We start from the raw sequence: 19,640 nt of genomic DNA, 5'->3' as shown, positions 1-19,640 counted from the left end.
CTTGGCCCCGGCGCATCCCGATGGAACGGAGCCTGTCGTCCGCCTCGCCGGCGTCCGGCTGCGCCATGGCAAGGCGCAAGCCCTGCAGGGCATCGACCTCGACATCGCGGGCGGCCGGATGATCGGCCTGATCGGGCCGGACGGCGTTGGAAAGTCCAGCCTCCTCTCCCTCGTCGCCGGCGCGCGCGCGGTGCAGGAGGGAAGCGTGCGGGTGCTCGGCGGCGACATGGCCGACAAGCGCCACCGCGACTCCATATGCCCGCGCATCGCCTATATGCCGCAGGGGCTGGGCCGGAATCTCTATCCGACGCTTTCGGTCGAGGAGAATCTCCAGTTCTTCGCGCGGCTGTTCGGCCATGGCACGCAGGAAAGGCGCCGCCGGATCGACGACCTGACCCGCTCGACCGGCCTCTACCCCTTTCTTTCCCGTCCGGCGGGCAAACTGTCGGGCGGGATGAAGCAGAAGCTCGGCCTCTGCTGCGCGCTGATCCACGATCCCGACCTCTTGATCCTGGACGAGCCGACCACCGGCGTCGATCCGCTGGCGCGCGCGCAGTTCTGGGATCTGATCGCCCGCATTCGCCGGCAGCGCGCGGGGATGAGCGTGATCGTCGCCACCGCCTATATGGACGAGGCGCAGCGGTTCGACTGGCTGGTGGCCATGGACGGCGGCCATGTGCTGGCCACGGGCACGCCGACCGAAATTCTGCAGCGGACCGGCTGCGGCAATCTGGAGGCGGCCTTCGCCGAACTGCTGCCGGAGGATCGCAAGCGCGGCCACCAGCCGGTCGTCATCCCGCCGCTCGACGTGGACGAGGACGACATCGCCATCGAGGCCGAGGGCCTGACCATGCGCTTCGGCGATTTCGTCGCCGTCGACGATGTCAGCTTCCGCATCCGCCGGGGAGAGATCTTCGGCTTCCTCGGCTCCAACGGCTGCGGCAAGTCGACGACGATGAAGGTGCTGACCGGCCTTCTCCCCGCGAGCGCCGGGCGGGCTTCGCTGTTCGGGCAGGAAGTCGATCCGCGCGACATCGGCACGCGCAGGCGCGTGGGCTATATGAGCCAGGCCTTCTCCCTCTATGGCGAACTGAGCGTGCGGCAGAATCTGGAGCTGCACGCCCGGCTCTTCCATGTGGCGCCGGCGGAGATTCCGGGCCGCGTGCAGGAGATGGCGGATCGTTTCGATCTGCGATCGGTGATGGAGGAACTGCCCGGCCGGCTGCCGCTGGGCTTGCGCCAGCGGCTTTCGCTGGCGGTGGCGATGGTCCACCGGCCGGAGCTTCTGATCCTCGACGAGCCGACGTCCGGCGTCGACCCCATCGCGCGGGATGCCTTCTGGCGGCTGCTGGTGGAACTGTCGCGCCGCGACAAGGTGACGATCTTCATCTCCACCCATTTCATGAACGAGGCGGAGCGCTGCGACCGCATGTCGATGATGCATGCGGGGAAGGTGCTGGACAGCGACGCGCCGGCGCGGCTGGTCGAGAAACGGGGCGCGAAAACGCTGGAGGAGGCCTTCATCGGCTATCTCGTCGAGGCGGCTGGCGAGGAGGGCGGGGAAGAGGCCGCAACGCCGGCGGAAACGCCGGCCCGGCCGGAAACCCATGAAGCGAAGCGCGGCTTCAGCCTGCAGCGGATGCTGAGCTATGTCTGGCGCGAAGCGCTCGAGCTTCGCCGCGATCCCGTGCGCGGCACGCTGGCGCTGGGCGGCAGCGTGATCCTGATGCTGGTGATGGGGTTCGGAATCAGCATGGACGTGAACGACCTGCGCTATGCGGTGCTCGACCGCGACCGGAGCAGCTACAGCGAGAGCTACCGGCTGGACATGTCCGGCTCGCCCTATTTCACCGAGCGGCCGCCGATCGCCGACCATGCCGAGCTGGACCGGCGCATGCGCAGCGGCGAGCTGGCGCTGGCGATCGAGATACCGCCCGGCTTCGGCCGCGACCTGCTGCGCGGCCATCCGGTGGAGATCGGCGCCTGGTTCGACGGGGCGATGCCGCAGCGGGCGGAGACGGTGAGGGGGTATATCCAGGGAATGCACCAGCACTGGCTGACGGAGCAGGCGCGTCGGATGGGCGGCGGGGCCACATCGGTGACGATCGAGAACCGCTTCCGCTACAATCCGGACGTGAAGAGCCTGCCGGCGATGGTGCCGGTCGTCATCCCGCTGCTGCTGCTGCTGCTGCCCACGATGATGGCGGCGCTGGCGGTGGTGCGCGAGAAGGAGACCGGCTCGATCCTGAATCTGTACGTCACCCCGGTCACGCGCGCGGAATTCCTGCTGGGCAAGCAGATTCCCTACATCGGCCTCGCCATGCTGAACTTCGCGGTGATGGCGCTGATGGCCGTGTTCCTGTTCGACGTGCCGATCAAGGGCAGCGTGCCGACACTGGTCCTGTCGGCCCTTCTCACCGGCATCATCGCCACCGGGATGGGCCTGCTGGCCTCGGCCATCACCAAAAGCCAGATCGCCGCCATGTTCCTGGCGATGATCGGCACATTGATCCCCACCATGACCTATGGCGGCATGCTGGACCCGGTATCCTCGCTGGAAGGCAGCGCCCGGATCATCGGGGAGATCTATCCGGCGAGCCACATGTTCACGATCAGCCGCGGCGTGTTCAACAAGGCGCTGGGGTTCCGCGATCTGGCGGGCTCCTTCCTGCCGCTGCTGATCGCCGCGCCGGTGATCGTCGGCCTTTCGATCATCCTGCTGCGCAAGCAGGAGCGATAGCATGCGGCAGAAGCTGTCGAACATCTATCGGCTGGGCATCAAGGAGCTTTGGAGCCTGTGGCGGGATCCGGCGATGCTGTTCCTGATCTTCTACATCTTCACCCTCGCCGTCTACACTTCGGCGAAAGCCGCGCCGGACAGCCTGCAAAGGGCGTCCATCGCCATCGTCGACGAGGATAATTCGGCGCTTTCGCAGCGCATCGTCTCGGCCTTCTTCCCGCCGCAGTTCATGCCGCCGGCCATGATCGCGCCGAGCCAGATCGACCCGCTGATGGACGCGGGCCTCTACACTTTCGTCATGCACATCCCCTCGGGCTTCCAGCGCGACGCGCTGGCCGCCCGCCGGGCCGAGATCCAGCTGAACACCGACGCCACCCGCATGTCCCAGGCCTTTTCCGGCAGCGGCAACATCCAGCAGATCGCGCTCGGCGAGGTGAATGAATTCCTCCAGCGCTATCGCGCGCAGCCGGCGTCGCCGGTCGGCCTGGAACTGCGCGCGCGCTTCAATCCGACGCTCGACAATGTGTGGTTCGGCGCGCTGTCGCAGATCATCAACCAGATCACCATGCTTTCCATCATCCTGACGGGCGCGGCGCTCATCCGCGAGCGCGAGCATGGCACGATCGAGCATCTGCTGGTGATGCCGGTGACTCCGTTCGAGCTCATGCTGAGCAAGGTGCTCTCCATGGGGCTGGTGGTGCTGGCGGCCGCCTTCCTCTCGCTCAACATCGTCGTGCGCGGGGCCCTCGGCGTGCCGATCGCCGGCTCGCTGCCGCTGTTCTTCGCCGGCGCGGCGTTGCTGCTCTTCGCCACGACCTCGATGGGCATCTTCATGGCCACCATAGCGCGCAACATGCCGCAGTTCGGCATGCTGGTGGTGCTGGTGCTTCTGCCGTTGCAGATGCTGTCGGGCGGAACCACCCCGCGCGAGAGCATGCCGGAACTGGTCCAGACCGTCATGCTGGCGGCGCCCACCACGCACTTCGTCGAGCTCGGGCAGGCGATCCTGTTCCGCGGCGCCGGCCTGGATGTCGTCTGGCCGCAGTTTCTGGCCATTGCGACGATAGGCGCCATCTTCTTCGGGGTCGCGCTCGGACGCTTCCGGAAAGCCATCGCGACCATGGCGTGAGGCGCTGGGAGCGCGCGCGGGCCGGAAATCCTCTCCCGCCCGCGCGCTGGAAGTCCGGCCGTCGGCACGTCCGTCCGGGCTTTTGCATGGATCAGGGATAGAGTGGTTGATGACTGCAATAGACGGCTTCCTTTCCTTCACCCTTGCGGTGATGCTGCTGCTGGTGGGGAAGGTCGTCACCCTGCGATGCCAGTTTCTGAGACGCTACAGCATCCCCGAGCCCGCCATTGGCGGCCTTTTCTGCGCGGTCGTCACCGGCCTTGCCTATTTCCTGTTCGACCACCGCGTCGAATTCGACTTGCAGATGCGGGATTTCCTGCTGCTGCTGTTTTTCGCGGGGGTGGGGTTGAAATGCGATGTGGCGACGCTGCTCGATGGCGGACGTCCCTTGCTCACCCTCATCGCCCTCGCCACGGTCTTCATGGCTGCGCAGAATATGGTGGGCCAGGGCGTCGCCGCCCTGTTCGGAATGGACCCCCTGACAGGGCTGATGGCCGGCTCCATCTCGCTGACGGGCGGCGTCGGCACCACGATGGCCTGGGCGCCCATCTTCGAGGAAAAGCTGGAGATCGCCGACGCCGGCGATCTGGGGCTGGCCAGCAACATGATCGGCCTGATCGCAGCCTGCGCGATCGGAGGCCCCGTGGCGGCCTTCCTCATCCGCCGCCACCGTATCGAGCCTGCCGTTCCCGCCGGCTTGCTGGTCGGCACGCTCCACGATGCGCCGCCTCCGCCTCTCGACTATTTCGCCCTGTTGTGGGCGATGTTCGTCCTCAACGTCACGATCATGCTGGGGATGGGGCTGCACGCGCTTATTTCGGGCACGGGCGTCACACTGCCGGAGTTCGTCAGTTGCCTGGTAGCCGGCATCGTCGTCAGGAACATGGCGATGCCCCTGGTCGGCGCCCGTGTCCGTGCGCTCTGGCCCGCCGCCAGCGAGGGCCTGTCGCTGCTGCTGGACATCGCCTTGGGCCTGTTCCTGACGATGGCGCTGATGGGGCTGCGATTGTCCACGCTGGAGGATTTCCTCGGCTTCGTCACGGTGGTGATGCTGCTGCAGATCGCAATGAGCGTCGCTTATGCGGTGTTCGTGGTCTTTCCCGCGATGGGGCGCGACTATGAGGCCGCGGTCGTTTCCGCGGCCTTCGGCGGCATCACGCTCGGGTCGACCGCGACCGCGGTCGCCAACATGACGGCGGTGGCCCAGCAGCATGGCGGGGCGCCGCGCGCCTTCCTGATCGTGCCTCTGGTTTGCGGCTTCTTCATCGACATAGTCAACGCCATGATGGTTTCCGCCTTCATCGGCTAGCCTCCGGGCTCCATCGCATTTTTCCGATCCTTCTCGCCCGCCGGGCTCCAGACTTCAGCAACGCAAGAGCCCGGTCCTGGCGTTCACGCATTGACAGTGACTGACGGGTATGAAACTTACCGATAAGTAGGTATCGGGACATCATGATCTTATCGGAAACCCAGTCGGCCATTCGCGATGCCGTGCGCCGCTTCGCGCAGGAGGTGCTTCGGCCTCTCAGCTTCGAGTTCGAAGCCAATCGCGGATATCCGCCGGAGCTGTTCGAACGGTTGGCCGCCCTGGGGCTGACGGGCATGACCGCGCCGGAAAGCGCCGGCGGGGCGGGGGCGGACCATGTCTCCTATGCGCTGGCCTTGATGGAGATCGCCGCGGCCGATGGGGCCCTCTCGACGATCCTCAGCATTCAGAACAGCCTGATCGTCTCCGCCCTGCTGAAGGATGGCAGCGCCGCGCAGCGCGCGCGTTTCCTGCCCGACCTCGTCGCAGGACGGATGATCGGCGCGTTCGCCCTGACCGAGGCCGACGCCGGCTCCGACGCTTCCGCAATCCGCTCCCGCGCGGAACGGGTGGAGGGCGGCTATCGCCTGAACGGCGCCAAGCAGTTCATCACCTCGGGCAGGATAGCGGGGCTTGCGATCGTCTATGCGGTCACCGACCCCGCGGCTGGCAAGCGCGGTCTTTCGGGCTTTCTGGTGCCCACCGGCACCCCTGGCTACAGGGTGGGCAAGATCGAGCACAAGCTGGGGCAGGCGGCGTCGGACACCTGCGAGATCCGGTTCGAGGATATGTTTCTTCCGGAAGATCTGCGCCTCGGGCCCGAAGGCGCCGGCTATTCCATAGCCTTGTCGAATCTGGAGGTGGGGCGGATCGGCATCGCCGCCCAGTGCATCGGCATGGCCGTGGCGGCGCTGGAGATCGCCGTCTCCTATGCGAAGGAACGGCGCAGCTTCGGCCAGCCCATCATCCAGCATCAGGCCGTCGGCTTCCGCCTGGCCGATCTCTCGGCGCGGCTGGAAGCGGCGCGGCAACTGGTGCTGCATGCCGCCTGTCTGAAAGACGCCGGCCTGCCGTGCCTGAAAGAGGCTTCGATGGCCAAGCTCTTCGCGTCCGAAGCGGCGGAGGCCATTGTCTCCGGCGCGCTGCAGACGCTGGGCGGCTATGGCTATCTGGAAGAGTTCGGGCTGGCGAAAATCTACCGCGATGTCCGCGTCTGCCAGATCTACGAAGGCACTTCCGATATCCAGCGCATGGTGATCGCGCGTGCGCTCTGAGCTTTGCCCATGGCGCGGCGGCTGCCGTGACGAAGGCGCCATCCGGCGGAAATGACCGACGCTAGCGGAGGAATGCAGAATGCGTGAGGCCCTCAGATTCTACATCGACGGAGCTTGGGTGGAGCCGGCGGGAAATCGCCGTCTAGACGTCGTCAATCCAGCCGATGCCGGCATCTGCGGCCATGTGGCGCTGGGCGAGGCCGCCGATGTGGAAAGGGCCGTGGCAGCGGCAAGGCGCGCTTTCGCAAGCTGGTCGCAAAGCCTGGTGGCCCGGCGGCTGGCGCTGTTCGACGCGGTCATCGCCGAGTTCCGCCGCCGTTCCGCGGACCTCGAAGCTGCGGTTACCGAGGAAATGGGCGCGCCGGCCTGGCTCGCCTCCGCAGCCCAGGTGCCTCTGGGGATCGCCCATCTGCAAGTGGCCCGGGAGGCGTTGGCGGATTTCAGTTTCGCCCGGCAGGAAGGACCGACCCGCATCCAGCTCGAGCCGATCGGAGTCTGTGCTTTCATCACCCCCTGGAACTGGCCGATCAGCCTGATCCTCTCCAAGGTCGCCCCGGCGCTGGCCATGGGCTGCACCCTGATCCTGAAGCCTTCCGAAGTGGCGCCCTTCACAGGGCAGATCATCGCGGAAATCTGCGATGCCGCCGGCGTGCCCGCCGGCGTCTTCAATCTGGTCCAGGGCGATGGCGTCGGCGTCGGCTCTGCTCTGAGCGCGCATCCCGATATCGACATGGTCTCGTTCACGGGATCCACTCGCGCCGGCATCGAGGTGGCCCGGGCAGCGGCGGGAACAGTGAAACGGGTGCATCAGGAACTGGGCGGAAAATCCGCCAACATCATCCTTCCCTCCGCGGACCTGCGCGCGGCGGTCGCGGCCGGCGTGGACGCGATGATGGCGAACAGCGGGCAATCCTGCAATGCGCCCTCGCGCATGCTGGTGCCGGCAGGCCGTATGGCGGAAGCGGTCGAAGCCGCACGCGCCGCGGCGCTCGAGCAGACGGTCGGAACACCCGGCAGCGGCGCTCGCCTGGGCCCGGTGGCCAGCGAAACCCAGTTCAGGAAGATCCAGGATCTCATCGAAGCCGGAATCGCCGAAGGGGCGACGCTGGTGGCAGGCGGCCCCGGCAGGCCGGAAGGGCTGGAACAGGGCTATTATGTGAAGCCCACCGTGTTCGCGGATGCGCACAATGGAATGACCATCGCACGGGAGGAGATTTTCGGCCCGGTGCTGACGATCCTGGGCTATTCGGATGTGGAAGAGGCCGTCGCCATCGCCAACGACACGCCCTATGGGCTTGCCGCTTATGTGCAGGGCGAGCTTTCGGAAGCGCGCAGCGTCGCCTCGCGGATGCGGGCGGGGCATGTCTATGTCAACTATCCCGACATCGACATGAACGCGCCTTTCGGCGGCTTCAAGCAATCCGGCAACGGGCGCGAATGGGGCGCGCACGCCTTCACCGAATTCGCGGAAATCCGTGCGATAATGGGCTATGAGCCTGCTGCCGCCTGAATGGCTTTCGGCGGGAATGGAGCCCGCAAAGCCGCTCCAAAGCCTGGCTTCGACAGGCGCCGCGAAGCCTGTTCGCCACGGTTCGCGGGCCTGGTCGGTTATGAGGGAGTTCCGATGACGTCTTCGTCTGCGCCGGCCGCGTCGGCCGGCACATCGCCCTTCCGGTCGAACCGGTCGACGCCCGAAGAGCGTCTTGAGAAGCGGAACGCCTTGCTGCTGGCGGCGGTGCGGATGTTCAACGAACGAGGCTTCCACGCGACGTCGCTGGACGATGTGGCGGCATCGCTGGGCGTCACGAAGCCCGTCATCTACCATTATCTCGGCAACAAGGAGCAGGTTCTGTTCGAATGCGTGCGCATCGGGCTGGCCGACCTTCAATCCGCCGCCGCCGCGACGCGTTCGGGAACAGGCAGCGGGCTCGACAGGCTGAAGGCCTTCCTGCGCCGTTATGCCGAGATCATCATGGGGGATTTCGGGCGCTGCGCGATCCGCACGGGCGACGAGCTGCTTTCGCACGAAGCCCGGCTGGAATTCCGCGCCCTCAAGCGCCAGGTCGACACGGCGCTGCGGCAGATGATCCGCGAGGCCGCCGCCGACGGATCCGCGCAGGTCGGCGATGTGCGCACGACGGCCTTTGCGCTGGCCGGCGCCCTCAACTGGCCGGCGCGCTGGTATCGGGCGGACGGGCCGGACAGCGCCGCCGCCATCGCCCACAGACTCGTGGAAAGCCTGTGCGCCGGACTGGTTCCGAAAACCGGCTGACCGCACATCGCAGCCTGCAGGGCCGGGATTCGCCCGCGCGCTCCCGCGAATTCGAACCAATGGAAAGTGGATCAGCATGAGCATCGACATTCAGGATCGCGGCCTGCTGCGCGAGCAGTGCCTGATCGGCGGCATCTGGCAGGGGACGCCCAGCATCGCCGTCACGGATCCCGCCAGCGGCGAGCTTCTGGCGCGCGTGCCGGACATGGATGCGGCCGGCGCGCGCGCCGCGATCTCGGCGGCGGAAGCGGCCATGCGCGGCTGGAAGGCGCTGCTTGCCGGCGATCGGGCCCGAATCCTGCGGCGCTGGCATGATCTCATCCTGTCGCATCAGGACGATCTGGCGATGATTCTCACCCGCGAGCAGGGCAAGCCGCTCGCCGAGGCGCTGGGCGAGATCGCCTATGCGGCGTCCTTCGTCGAATGGTTCGCCGAAGAAGCGAAGCGGGTCTATGGCGAGACGATCCCCGCCCACAGGGCGGATAGCCGGATCGTCGTGATACGCCAGCCGGTCGGCGTGGTCGCGGCGATCACGCCCTGGAACTTTCCGGCCGCGATGATCACCCGCAAGGCCGCCCCGGCGCTTGCCGCCGGCTGCGCCATGGTGCTGAAGCCGGCCACCCAGACCCCGCTGACGGCGCTGGCCCTGGCGGTGCTGGCTGAAAGGGCGGGCCTTCCCTCCGGCGTCTTCAATGTGATCACCGGATCGTCCAGGCTGATCGGCGGCGAGCTGACCGGGAACGGCCGGGTGCGCAAGCTGAGCTTCACCGGATCGACGGAAGTGGGCAAGACGCTGATGGCGCAATGTGCGCCCACGATGAAGAAGCTGTCGATGGAACTGGGCGGCAACGCGCCCTTCATCGTCTTCGCGGATGCCGATCTCGACGCGGCGGTGCGGGGCGCCATCGCCTCCAAGTTCCGCAACAGCGGCCAGACCTGCGTGTGCGTGAACCGCATCCTCGTCGCGCGCGAAGTCGCGGACGCCTTCGCGGCGAAGCTCAAGGCCGCGGTGGGCGAGCTGCGGCTGGGGTCCGGCGTGGGCGAGGGCGTCACGCAGGGGCCGCTCATCGACGAGGCGGCGGTGGCCAAGGTGGAAGAGCATATCGCCGACGCCCTCGGCAAAGGCGCGGCGCTGGTGGCGGGCGGGCGGCGCCATGAGCTGGGGAACGGCTTATTCGAGCCGACCATCCTCTCGGGCTGTACGGCCGCCATGCTGGTCGCCCGGGAAGAGACCTTCGGCCCTCTCGCGCCCTTGTTCCTCTTCGACGGCGAGGAGGAGGCTCTGGCGCTCGCCAACGACACGGAGGTGGGGCTGGCGGGCTATTTCTTCACCCGCGACCTGTCCCGGGCCTGGCGGGTCGCGGAAGCGCTGGAGGTGGGCATGGTGGGTGTCAACACCGGCCTCATCTCCACGGAAGTCGCGCCTTTCGGCGGGATCAAGGAGTCGGGCATGGGGCGCGAAGGCTCCCGCCATGGGATCGACGACTATCTGGAGATGAAATACATCTGCATGTCGGGAATCTGATCGCGTCTAGCCGTTGCGGCCGACGCCGGCTGTCGCTTCGGATCAAGCCGATGTCGTTGCAGCCCATGCCGGCCGGACTACGGTGGGCGGATTGCATGCAACAGGGAGCGGGTTCGATGGCCGGTGAAGGCTTGAGCGGCGACGGGCTGAAGTTCGAGCTGGAAGGGGCGGTCGCACTTCTCACGCTGAACCGGCCGGATCGGGGCAATGCCCTCGACCCCGCGCTGCTCGCCGCGCTGGAGCGGGCCTGGCGGCGGGTCGACGACGATGCCGGCATCCGCGCGGCGATCGTCACCGGCGCGGGGGAGCGGCATTTCTGCACCGGCGCCGACGTCGGCGGCCTGAAAGTGGGAATGGGCACGCTCAACAACCGCCCGCACGCCGAGGCCAACCGCTTTTCACCGCGCATGGCGCATGTGCGCAAGCCGGTGATCTGCGCCGTGAATGGCCTGTGCAACGGCGGCGGCCTGCATTTCGTGGCGGAAAGCGACATCGTCGTCGCCTCGGCCACGAGCGCCTTCATGGACAGCCATGTGTCGGTGGGTCAGGTCTCGGCGCTGGAAAGCCAGAGCCTCGCCCGAAAGGCCGGGCCGGGTGCGGCGCTGCTGCTGGGCCTTGCCGGCAAGGGCTATCGCATGCCGGCGGAGCGGGCTTACACCCTCGGCCTCGTCGATCTGCTGGAGCCGGACGCTGAGACCGCTCTTGCCCGCGCCCGCGAGATCGCCGCGATGGTCGCGACAAATTCTCCGCAGGCCGTTGCCCTCACGAAGCGGGCGATCTGGCTGACGACGGAAATGGCCGAGCCGGCCAGCAGCGAGTTCGGCTGGGAGCTGCTGAAGTCGCACTGGGCGCATCCGGATTTCGCCGAAGGGCCGGCCGCCTTCTCCGAAAGGCGCCCGCCGAACTGGAATCCCGATCCGAACGCACGCGGCTGACGGCCGGCCGCATGATCCGCGAGCGGCGCTCAGCGCGGCCCTTTGGGCAGCCCCAGCAGGCGTTCGCCGATGATGTTGCGCTGGATTTCCGAGGTGCCGCCGGCAATGGTTTCGGAAAATGCGTCCAGATATTCGTGGCCCAGCCCGTGCGAGCCGGTCACCTGGGGCGCGTCGACGCCATAGAGATCGATGGCCGCCGCCGTCGCGCGCTGCGCCAGTTCCGCGAAACTCAGCCTGACGATCGACCCCGACGCATCCGGAACCCCGTCTTCGCTGTCCAGCGCGACCCGATACGCAGTGGCGCGCACGGCCGCCGCTTCCGCTCGCAAGGTGGCGAGCCTTGCCCGCATCCAGGCGCTGCCGGGCGGGCAATCGGCCAGCATCGCGTCGATCCGCATTCCTAGCGCGATCAGCAGGCCGAGGCTGGCGGTGCCGCGCTCGAAGGCGAGGGTGGACATGGCCGTTGCCCAGCCGTTGTTCAGCCCGCCCACGACATTGGAGAGCGGAATGCGCACGCCGTCGTAGAAGATCTGGCAATATTTGTTCGCGCCCGCCATCGTGCGGATCGGATGCACGCTGATGCCGGGCGCATCCATCGGGCAGATCACCCAGCTCAGCGCCGAACCCGTGCGGGCATCGGGATCGGTGCGGATCAGAAGCTCCTGCCAATCCGCGATGTCGGCGTAGCTGGACCAGATTTTCTGCCCGTCGAGCACCAGCTCGTCGCCCTCCACCCGGCCGCGCATGCGCAAGCTGGCCAGATCGGAGCCCGTATCGGGTTCGGAAAAGCCCTGGCACCAGATCGCCTCGCCGCGCAGGATTTCGGGGAGGTGCCGCGCCTTCTGCTCCGGGCTGCCGCAGGCGATCAATGTGGGGCCCGCGTGATTGAGCGCGACGAACAAGGGGTTGAGCGGGCTTGGCGCATGGGCGCGGGCATATTCCTCGCTCCAGACGATCTGTTCGGTGATGGAAAGGCCGCGCCCGCCGGCTTCCTTCGGCCAGGAAAGCCCGGCCCAGCCACCCTCATGCTGGAGGCGCTGCCATTCGAGCGCGAAGGCGCGCGCGCCGGGGCCGTCGTGCGGGGCCGGGGATGCCGGCACATTCGCCGCCAGCCATTCGCGGGCTTCCATCCGGAACATGTGAAGCGCGCTCATGCGGCCCGGCTTCCCGCCGTATCGCCCCAGACCGCGGCGGCGGCGGCGCGTGCCTGCGCGCCCGCCCCGCCCAGTTCGCCCGCCAACGCCCTCAGGCGATAGGTCCAGAAATGCAGCGGGAATTCCAGCGTCAGGCCCATGGCGCCGCTGAACTGGTGCAGATCATAGGTGAAGCCTGCGATCCGGGATTGGGCGAAGCCGGCCGCGATCGCGGCATCGGCATCGCTGTCGGCCCATGCTGCGCGCAACGCCAGCCAGCGGGCCGATTCCGCCGTTTCGGCGGCCATCGCCAGCCGGTGCTGGATCGCCTGCAGCGAGCCGAGCGGCCGCCCGAAGGCAAAGCGGGATTTCACATGGTCCACCACGACAGCAAGCGCCGCCGCCATGCAGCCGGCCGCTTCGGCGGCGATCCCGATCCGCCAGCGCCGCCGCACGAGCTCCGCATCCTCGAAGCGCTCGATCCGCGCGCCTTCCAGCGTGCGCAGGTGGCCATAGGGATAGGCAAGCAGGCTCTCGACCGGCTCGACGGCCCCGTCCGCCGGGGTGACGAGATCGGCATGGCTGTCGTGAAGCACCACCAGCCTGCGCGCCATCGGCAGGAAACGCGCGGCATTGAGCGCCGAACCGGAAGCGAGCGCAAGGGGCCGGGGGTCGGCCGGCAGGCCGAGCGCGCCGGCGATCAGGGCCGTCGCGGCGATTTCCACCACCTGCGGCACCCGCGCCACCCGCTCGACCACGAGCGCCGCGTCGAGCGGGCCGAAACCGTCGACGCCGGCGATATCGCCGAAGCCCGATTCGGCCAGCGTCTCGGCCAGGGCCCCGGCATAGGCATAAGGCACGGGCTCCACCGGGCTGGCCTCGAAGGGCTGCAGGAGGCTGTCCAGCGCGGACAGGACGCTGGACTGGTCCTGTGTCGGTTCGAAGTTCATCGTTTCGGCTCCCCGGGCAGTTCCAGCCAGCGTCGGGCAATCAGGTTCAACTGGATTTCCGCCGCCCCCGATGCGATTCCCGCGGCGATCGCCCGCTGGTGATGCGCGACCTGCACCGGATCCGATCCCGTCAGCCCCTCGGGCATGCATTCGGTCAGGAAATCGTTCACGCCATTGTCGGCCTGCACGACCGCCCAGCGCGCGACGCTGGGAAAGGCGTCGGCCGGCAGATCCCGCGCCCTGGCGTCGACCACGCGATAGACGAGCAGGCGCGCCGCCTCGCAAAGCATCAGCGCCTGCGCCGCCCGCTCCCGCACGGTCGGATCGTCCCAGCGCCCCCGCGCCTTCAGCCGTTCGACGGCGCGATCCAGCATCCGCCTGGAAAATTCGTAGCGGGCGATGCCGGTGCGCTCGTTCTGCAACGCCGCGGTGATGATGTCCCAGGCCTGCCCTTCCGCGCCCAGCCGGTTGGCTTCCGGCACGAACACATCGTCCAGGAACAGCTCGTGAATGTCCCCCTCGCCGATCAGGGCCGGGATCTGCTTCACCTGGATTCCGGGCGAGGCCATGTCGACCAGCAGGATCAGGATCGACGCCTTGCCGGCGGAGCCTCCGGCCCGCGGCGCAACGCGCGCCAGCAGGAAGCAATGGTCGGCGCGGCCGGCATAGGATGTCCAGATCTTGGCGCCAGTCACCCGGTAGCCGCCTTCCACGGGCACGGCCTGCGTGCGCAGCGCCGCCAGGTCCGATCCCGCGCTCGGCTCCGAAAAGCCCTGGCACCAGATGGCCCGGCCTTCGCGGATCGGCGGCAGATAGCGGTCGATCTGCTCGGGCGTGCCGAACTTCATCAAGGTCGGGCCGATCCAGTTGACGTTCATATACTGGGCGCCGCGCGGCTCGCCGGCCGCCCACATCTCCTCGCCGAGAATGAACTGCTGCCACACCGGCGCATCCTGGCCGCCGAAAGCGCGCGGCCAGTTCGGCACGAGCAGGTCGCGTTCCGCCAGCATGGGGCAGAACTGCAGGGAAAAGTCGGTCTGGTAGCCGCTGCCCGGCCCGTGGGCGGAATGCGCTTCCCAATCCTCCGGCAGGGCTTCCTCCAGCAGGTCGCGGATTCGCTGCCGATGCGCCTGCTCCTGCGGCGACCATCCGAACTCCATCGGCTCAGTCCTCGTCTTCTGTGGCGGCAAGCGCCGCGCGGATTTCGTGCTTCAATATCTTGCCGGTCGCATTGCGCGGCAGCGCCGCCCACAGCACGACCCTTTCGGGGCGCTTGAAGGCCGCGATCCCCTGCTCCGCCAGGAACGCCGAAACGGAGGCGAGATCGGGGCGCGGATCGGCCTGGGAGACGATCACCGCGCAGGCGATCTCCCCGGACAGCCGGTCGGGAATGCCGACGACCGCCACTTCGTCGATTCCGGGATGTTCCAGCAGCACATCCTCGACTTCCTTGGGCGATATGTTCTCGCCCTTGCGGATGATGATGTCCTTGGCCCTGCCCGACACCAGCAGAAAGCGGCCATCGACCCAGCGGCCGAGATCGCCGGTGCGGTAGTAGCCGTCCGCATCGAAGACCGAAGCCTCGTCGGCGCGATGCACATAGCCCACCAGCATCTGGGGGCCGCGGGCGCAGATCTCGCCTTCGCCGCTGCGGCCCGCGTCATGGGGCGTCAGCCGCACCTGCGCGATTCCCGGCACGCCATCCGTTTCGGCGGCATGATCGAGATCGGCGCGGTCCAGCGTGCCGACGGTCGTCACCGGCACTTCGGTCGAGCCGTAGACGCGGGTGACGACGGCGTTTTCCAGATAGGAAGCCGCTTGGCGGATGAGTGCGGGCGGCACGGCGGCGCCGCCGCAGATGAAGAGCTTCAGCGCCGGAAGGCGGGTGCCCCGGGCAGCCGCGGCGGAGAGCAACTGCTCCAGGAAGGGCGTTGCCCCGGCCATATGGGTGCAGCGATGCCGTTCCATCAGCTCGATGGCGGCGTCGGCGTCCCAACGCTCCATCAGCACGGCGGTCGTCCGCAGCAGCAGCGGGAATTCGAACGCATAGATGGACCCGCCGATATGGCTGATGGGCGAGGGCACCAGGAAACAGTCGCCCGGCTCCGTCAGCCAATTCTCTCCCAGCTGGCGCACGAGCGCGTGGATGGAGTTGTGGCTGTGCATGACCCCCTTGGGGCTTCCGCTGGTGCCCGAGGTGTAGAGGATCAGGCGCACGGCATCCGGATCCAGCGCCGGCAGCGCGCCGTCGTGCGTTTCCGCCATCAGCGCTTCGTAGGCGCAATGGCTGCCCGGGGCGCCGCGAACCACCACGACTTCGGGCGGCCGCCGCAGCCTGCCGCACACGTCGGCCAGCATCTTCGAATAGTCCTGATTGCGGATGCGCTCGGGAATGAACAGCAATCGGCTGCCGACATCGGGCAGCATGTGCAGCAATTCCCGTTCGCGCAACGACGGCAGGATGGGATGGGCCACCATTCCGGCCAGGGTGGCGCCCAGATAGATGGTGGCGGCCTCCGCCCAGTTGGGCAGCATGAACGACACCACCGACCCGGGTTCCGTACGGGCGAGCAGAGCCCGCGCCAGGGACGCGGCCTCGCGAGAAAGCGTCTCGCAGTCGATCCGGCGTTCGCCATCCACCAGCGCGATCCGGTCGGGCGTTTCCGCAGCCGCGCGGGCGAGGGCGTCCGCAAGCGTTTCGCGAGACCAGCAGCCGTCCCGGTACGCCCGCTGCGCGCGTTCCTCGTCCCAGCGGACCGACCGGCCGGCGATCAGCCGCCGTCCCTGCTCCAACTCTGCCTCCATCCTGTGCGCGGCCCTTTTCCAGGCTCGCCGTCGAGGGCATTCGACTAGCGGCTTTGAGGGCCGGCGTCTTGATGGTGGACGACAGGATCGGTGCAGCACGCGACGGGCGCGCCCCCCCTGTGCCTGGCGCCTTGCCGGATGCCGCAAGCCCCGGCATGGTGCGCGGGAGGCCTGCCGGCGCCGGAGGGGCGGCCGGGAGGAAAGCGGAGCTACGAATGGAACGCAACATCTGCGCGGGCGGAGGGGCCGCTGCATCCGGCGACGGAACGAGCCTCGTCGGTTCGGAGGCGCTGCTCTTCTTCGAAGAGCTGGTCACGGACCTCGGCGGCGAAACCCCGCTGCTGCTGGCGGAGGCGCAGGTCGATCCATCCTCGTTGCGCAAGGCCGGCGCGCCGCTGCGATACGGCGATCTCGTGCGGCTGCTGGCGCTGGCGGCGGAGCGGCTGGGAGTCGCGGATTTCGGGCTTCGTCTCGCCCAGCGGCAGCGCGGGGGGAAGGTGATCGGCCCGATCGGCGTGGTGATGAAGAATTCCGAGACGATCGGGCAGGCGCTCGGCTATTGCGCGAAGCACATACACGCCTACAGCCTCGCCACCCGTGTCAGGTTCAAGCCGGACCGATCGAGGCATATCCTGTTCGTATCGCTGAATATCCTCCTGGAGGAGATGCTGGATTCGCGGCAGGTCGTCGAACATGCCCTGCTGCTGGCCAACCTCAATATCGTCGACATCTCCGGCGGCCGGGCGCGTTTGCGCGAGGTGCATTTCCGCCACATGCCGCAGATGCCGGTTCGCGAGTATCGGCGGCATTTCAGCTGCGAGGTGCTGTTCGACCAGGCGGAGGATGGCTTCGTTCTGACCGAATCCGACCTTCTCTGCCCGATCGCCGAGCCCGACGAACAGATACATGAAATGGCGGTGGATTATATCGACGCCCGCTTCCCGCCGGCGACTCCGCCCCTGCGCCTGCGGGTTCGAAGCCTGATCCTCAATCATCTGGACGGCGACTGCACCTATGAGCGCATAGCCAGCGAGATGTGCATGCATCCGCGCACGCTGCAGCGCCGTTTGCGGGCGGAAGGCGGTTCGTTCGAGAGCATCAAGGACGATGTGCGCCGCCAGGTGGCCCTGCGCTACCTGAGGCAGCGGGAGATCCCCCTGACTCGTGTCGCGCAGAAGCTGGGCTATGCGGAGGCGTCGGTCTTGTCGCGAAGCTGCCTGCGCTGGTTCGAGGCGTCGCCGCAGGAAATCCGCCGGGTGGGCATGGCACGGCCCGGCGGACCCGAGGATTGAAGCCCCCCGAGGATTGAAGCCCCAGCCTTCCTTCGCCCTGCGCCTGTCGCCTCAAGTCGCCGCTCAGTCTCCTGGGGTCAATACGCCCTGAGCTCCGCATGATAGGGGGGCTAGGCGTGCGGTTGGCGCGTCGACGAGCGGGGTGAGAGGGATGCGATATCAGCCGAGCCGCAGCCAGCGTGCTTTGATCGCCGAACTGGACGATGCGCTGGTGTCGATCCTGCCGCTTGCGCGGCTGCACGACTCTCCGCTGGAAAGCCCGTCCGCCTGGGAAGCGCTCGATGCGCTCGGCCTCTTCGGCCTGGCGGCGCCGGAAAGCGCCGGCGGTTCGGGGCTGGGGGCGCTGGAAGAGGCGTTGCTGGCCAACGCGCTTGGCCGCCGCCTGGCGGGCGCGGACGTGTTCGCGACACTGGCCGCGGTGCACGCGGAAAACGCCGGGCGGCACAAGCCTGGCGAGCGGACGACCCCCGCCTTTCATGGAAGCGCCGGCGTGCTGGCCGTCGGCTCGGGCGCGATCGGGCCGCTGCTGCTGCGCCAGAGGGAAGGCGGCGCGGCTTTGCATTCCGGGCCGTTCCAATTCCGGCCCGTGGACGGCAATCCATGGCTCGATCCGCTGCTGCATCTGGGCGATCTCGGGGCTACATCCGGCCAGTTCGACGGCTACGGCCTGCTGCGCCTGCGCCTGATCGATGCGGCCGCGCTGGCGGGCATCGCCGAGGCCACTCTCGGCGCGGCGACCGATTATGCTGGCCTGCGCGAGCAGTTCGGGCGCCCCATCGGCAGCTTTCAGGCGGTGAAGCACCACTGCGCGAACATGGCGGTCGCCGCGCGGGAGGCGGGTGATCTTGTCACCTTCGCGGCGCTGGCGATCGACCAAGGCCGGGCGGATGCCGCTTTCCTCGCGGAAAGCGCCTTCGCGGTGGCGGCGCGGGCGGCGATCGGCAATGCCGGCGCCAGCATCCAGATTCACGGCGCGATCGGCTTCAGCGACGAAGCGGATCCGCATCTGTTCCTGAAGCGGGCGCGATTGCTGGTGGCGATAGGCGGCGGCGTGGAAACCGCGCTGGAGCGGATCGCGGCCATGCCGGTCGCGCAGGCGGCCTGAAGGAGGCGGACGGGCATGAAAGTTGCGATCATCACCGGGGCGGGCAGCGGCATCGGCCTGGGAACCGCTCGCAAACTCGCCGGGGCGGGGATGTCGATCGTCGGAACCGGCCGCGACGCGGAAAAGCTTGCGGAGCTTCCCGGCGCCGTGGGCGATGCCGCCCGCGTGGCGACCGTGGCCGTGGACCTGATGGATGAGGACGCGCCGCGCCGGATCGTCGCGGCCGCGCTCGAGCGGTTCGGGCGGATCGATTTCCTGATCAACAATGCAGGCGTCGGGCGGCCGAAGCCGGTGCATGAAGCGGATGACGAGACGCTGGACCATGTTCTGGGATTGATGCTGCGCGCGCCGTTCCGGCTGATCCGGGAGGTGCTGCCGCATCTGCGCCGCGGAGCCGGCATCGTGAACGTCACTTCCACCTATGCGGTGATCGGCGGCTGGCGCGGAGGCGCCTATTCCGCAGCGAAAGCGGGAATGACGGGCCTCACCCAGCATCTCGCCTGCCAATATGGCCCTCAGGGCATTCGCTCCAACGCCGTTGCGCCCGGCGTGATTCCCACGCCGATGACCGAGGGGCGGTTCGAGGATGAGACCTTCCGCCGGATGAACAACGATGTCACGCCCTATCCCCGGCTTGGGGAAGTGGAGGATATCGCCAGCACGATCGCCTTTCTCTGCTCGCCCGGCGCCGAATTCATCAACGGGCAGACCATCGCGGTGGACGGCGGCTGGAGCTCGACCAAATATCTCTCGGAATATGCCCTGACATCGGCCTGGACGCCCGAACGCCCCTGAACCCGTCCCGCCGTCGAACGATGGGACGAAACGCGAATGCGTCCGTCCTCCGGGCCGGACGGCGCCGATGGTTCCCGCACCCGCTGTCTGAAGCCCGCATCGGAGACATTGCATGGAATCTGCCCGGTGGCCCCGGCACAGCCAAGACAGTTTTTGCGCTCGGGGCCGGCCCGTTCGGCCGCAGCTTGCCGGGCCGTCGAACGCACGCCGAGGCCATTCGGCGCCCGAAGCGGCGCATGCGCGTTTCGCACTGTTTTTGGCGCGATTGGCATGCCGCGAATGTTGCGCGACGGCGCCGCGGGGAAGGAAGAAGTCTTTCAACAACGACCAGTCGATGTCGTGGCCGGCCATCCTCGCGTCTTGCGCGCACTGCGGCCGA

15 protein-coding genes are annotated in these 19,640 nt (G+C 67.9%); 11 read left to right on the top strand and 4 right to left on the bottom strand.

Annotation, left to right across the window (positions count from 1 at the left end; translation table 11 throughout):
- Position 1 precedes the first annotated feature (1 nt).
- The 8 genes from rbbA (at position 2) to L6Q21_RS13660 (ending at position 11,181) form a co-directional block, all read left to right on the top strand.
- On the top strand, positions 2-2,740 hold the full coding sequence (gene rbbA, locus L6Q21_RS13695) for a ribosome-associated ATPase/putative transporter RbbA (RefSeq protein ID WP_237831333.1): 2,739 nt from the start codon (positions 2-4) through the stop codon (positions 2,738-2,740).
- 1 nt (position 2,741) lies between these two features.
- Positions 2,742-3,869, top strand: a complete 1,128-nt coding sequence (locus tag L6Q21_RS13690; protein WP_237831332.1) for an ABC transporter permease — start codon at positions 2,742-2,744, stop codon at positions 3,867-3,869.
- A 109-nt stretch (positions 3,870-3,978) separates the two neighbouring features.
- Positions 3,979-5,178, top strand: coding sequence for a sodium/glutamate symporter (gene gltS, locus L6Q21_RS13685; RefSeq protein ID WP_237831331.1), 1,200 nt, complete (start codon positions 3,979-3,981; stop codon positions 5,176-5,178).
- A gap of 143 nt (positions 5,179-5,321) precedes the next feature.
- Positions 5,322-6,449 carry an acyl-CoA dehydrogenase family protein gene (locus L6Q21_RS13680; protein WP_237831330.1) on the top strand — a complete coding sequence of 376 codons (1,128 nt, stop codon included), beginning with the start codon at positions 5,322-5,324 and terminating at the stop codon, positions 6,447-6,449.
- Between the two features lie 79 nt (positions 6,450-6,528).
- The gene (locus tag L6Q21_RS13675) at positions 6,529-7,959 is read left to right on the top strand and encodes an aldehyde dehydrogenase family protein (RefSeq protein WP_237831329.1); all 1,431 of its coding nucleotides are present in this window, start codon (positions 6,529-6,531) and stop codon (positions 7,957-7,959) included.
- Positions 7,960-8,073: 114 nt separating this feature from the next.
- A complete protein-coding gene (locus tag L6Q21_RS13670; protein ID WP_237831328.1) occupies positions 8,074-8,721 on the top strand; it encodes a TetR/AcrR family transcriptional regulator in 648 nt (215 codons plus the stop codon).
- Positions 8,722-8,797: 76 nt separating this feature from the next.
- Entirely contained in the window at positions 8,798-10,246 is a 1,449-nt protein-coding gene (locus L6Q21_RS13665; RefSeq protein ID WP_237831327.1) for an NAD-dependent succinate-semialdehyde dehydrogenase, read from the top strand.
- A gap of 116 nt (positions 10,247-10,362) precedes the next feature.
- Positions 10,363-11,181, top strand: a complete 819-nt coding sequence (locus L6Q21_RS13660) for an enoyl-CoA hydratase/isomerase family protein (RefSeq protein WP_237831326.1) — start codon at positions 10,363-10,365, stop codon at positions 11,179-11,181.
- A 29-nt stretch (positions 11,182-11,210) separates the two neighbouring features.
- Here L6Q21_RS13660 and L6Q21_RS13655 read toward each other — a convergent pair whose 3' ends face one another.
- Genes L6Q21_RS13655 through L6Q21_RS13640 form a run of 4 tightly spaced genes read right to left on the bottom strand, consistent with a single transcriptional unit; the run spans position 11,211 to position 16,057 of the window.
- The gene (locus L6Q21_RS13655) at positions 11,211-12,335 is read right to left on the bottom strand and encodes an acyl-CoA dehydrogenase family protein (RefSeq protein WP_237831325.1); all 1,125 of its coding nucleotides are present in this window, start codon (positions 12,333-12,335) and stop codon (positions 11,211-11,213) included.
- Positions 12,332-13,264, bottom strand: a complete 933-nt coding sequence (locus L6Q21_RS13650; RefSeq protein ID WP_237831324.1) for an acyl-CoA dehydrogenase family protein — start codon at positions 13,262-13,264, stop codon at positions 12,332-12,334. Before L6Q21_RS13650 ends, L6Q21_RS13655 begins: the two co-directional genes overlap by 4 nt.
- Positions 13,261-14,424 carry an acyl-CoA dehydrogenase family protein gene (locus L6Q21_RS13645; protein WP_237831323.1) on the bottom strand — a complete coding sequence of 388 codons (1,164 nt, stop codon included), beginning with the start codon at positions 14,422-14,424 and terminating at the stop codon, positions 13,261-13,263. Before L6Q21_RS13645 ends, L6Q21_RS13650 begins: the two co-directional genes overlap by 4 nt.
- 4 nt (positions 14,425-14,428) lie before the next feature.
- Positions 14,429-16,057 carry an AMP-binding protein gene (locus L6Q21_RS13640; RefSeq protein WP_237831322.1) on the bottom strand — a complete coding sequence of 543 codons (1,629 nt, stop codon included), beginning with the start codon at positions 16,055-16,057 and terminating at the stop codon, positions 14,429-14,431.
- A 227-nt stretch (positions 16,058-16,284) separates the two neighbouring features.
- On the opposite strand from L6Q21_RS13640, the gene L6Q21_RS13635 reads away from it, so the two are divergent.
- The 3 genes from L6Q21_RS13635 to L6Q21_RS13625 all read left to right on the top strand — a co-directional run bounded on the left by L6Q21_RS13635 (position 16,285) and on the right by L6Q21_RS13625 (position 19,261).
- A complete protein-coding gene (locus L6Q21_RS13635) occupies positions 16,285-17,361 on the top strand; it encodes an AraC family transcriptional regulator (protein ID WP_237831321.1) in 1,077 nt (358 codons plus the stop codon).
- A gap of 151 nt (positions 17,362-17,512) precedes the next feature.
- A complete protein-coding gene (locus L6Q21_RS13630) occupies positions 17,513-18,466 on the top strand; it encodes an acyl-CoA dehydrogenase family protein (protein ID WP_237831320.1) in 954 nt (317 codons plus the stop codon).
- 15 nt (positions 18,467-18,481) lie between these two features.
- Positions 18,482-19,261 carry an SDR family NAD(P)-dependent oxidoreductase gene (locus L6Q21_RS13625; RefSeq protein ID WP_237831319.1) on the top strand — a complete coding sequence of 260 codons (780 nt, stop codon included), beginning with the start codon at positions 18,482-18,484 and terminating at the stop codon, positions 19,259-19,261.
- Positions 19,262-19,640: the final 379 nt, after the last annotated feature.

Source organism: Sandaracinobacteroides sayramensis, assembly GCF_022014495.1.
GTDB classification, from domain to species: Bacteria; Pseudomonadota; Alphaproteobacteria; order Sphingomonadales; family Sphingomonadaceae; genus Sandaracinobacteroides; species Sandaracinobacteroides sayramense.
Note: the sequence above shows the minus strand (reverse complement) of the source record. Positions and strands in the feature narration are given on the sequence as shown.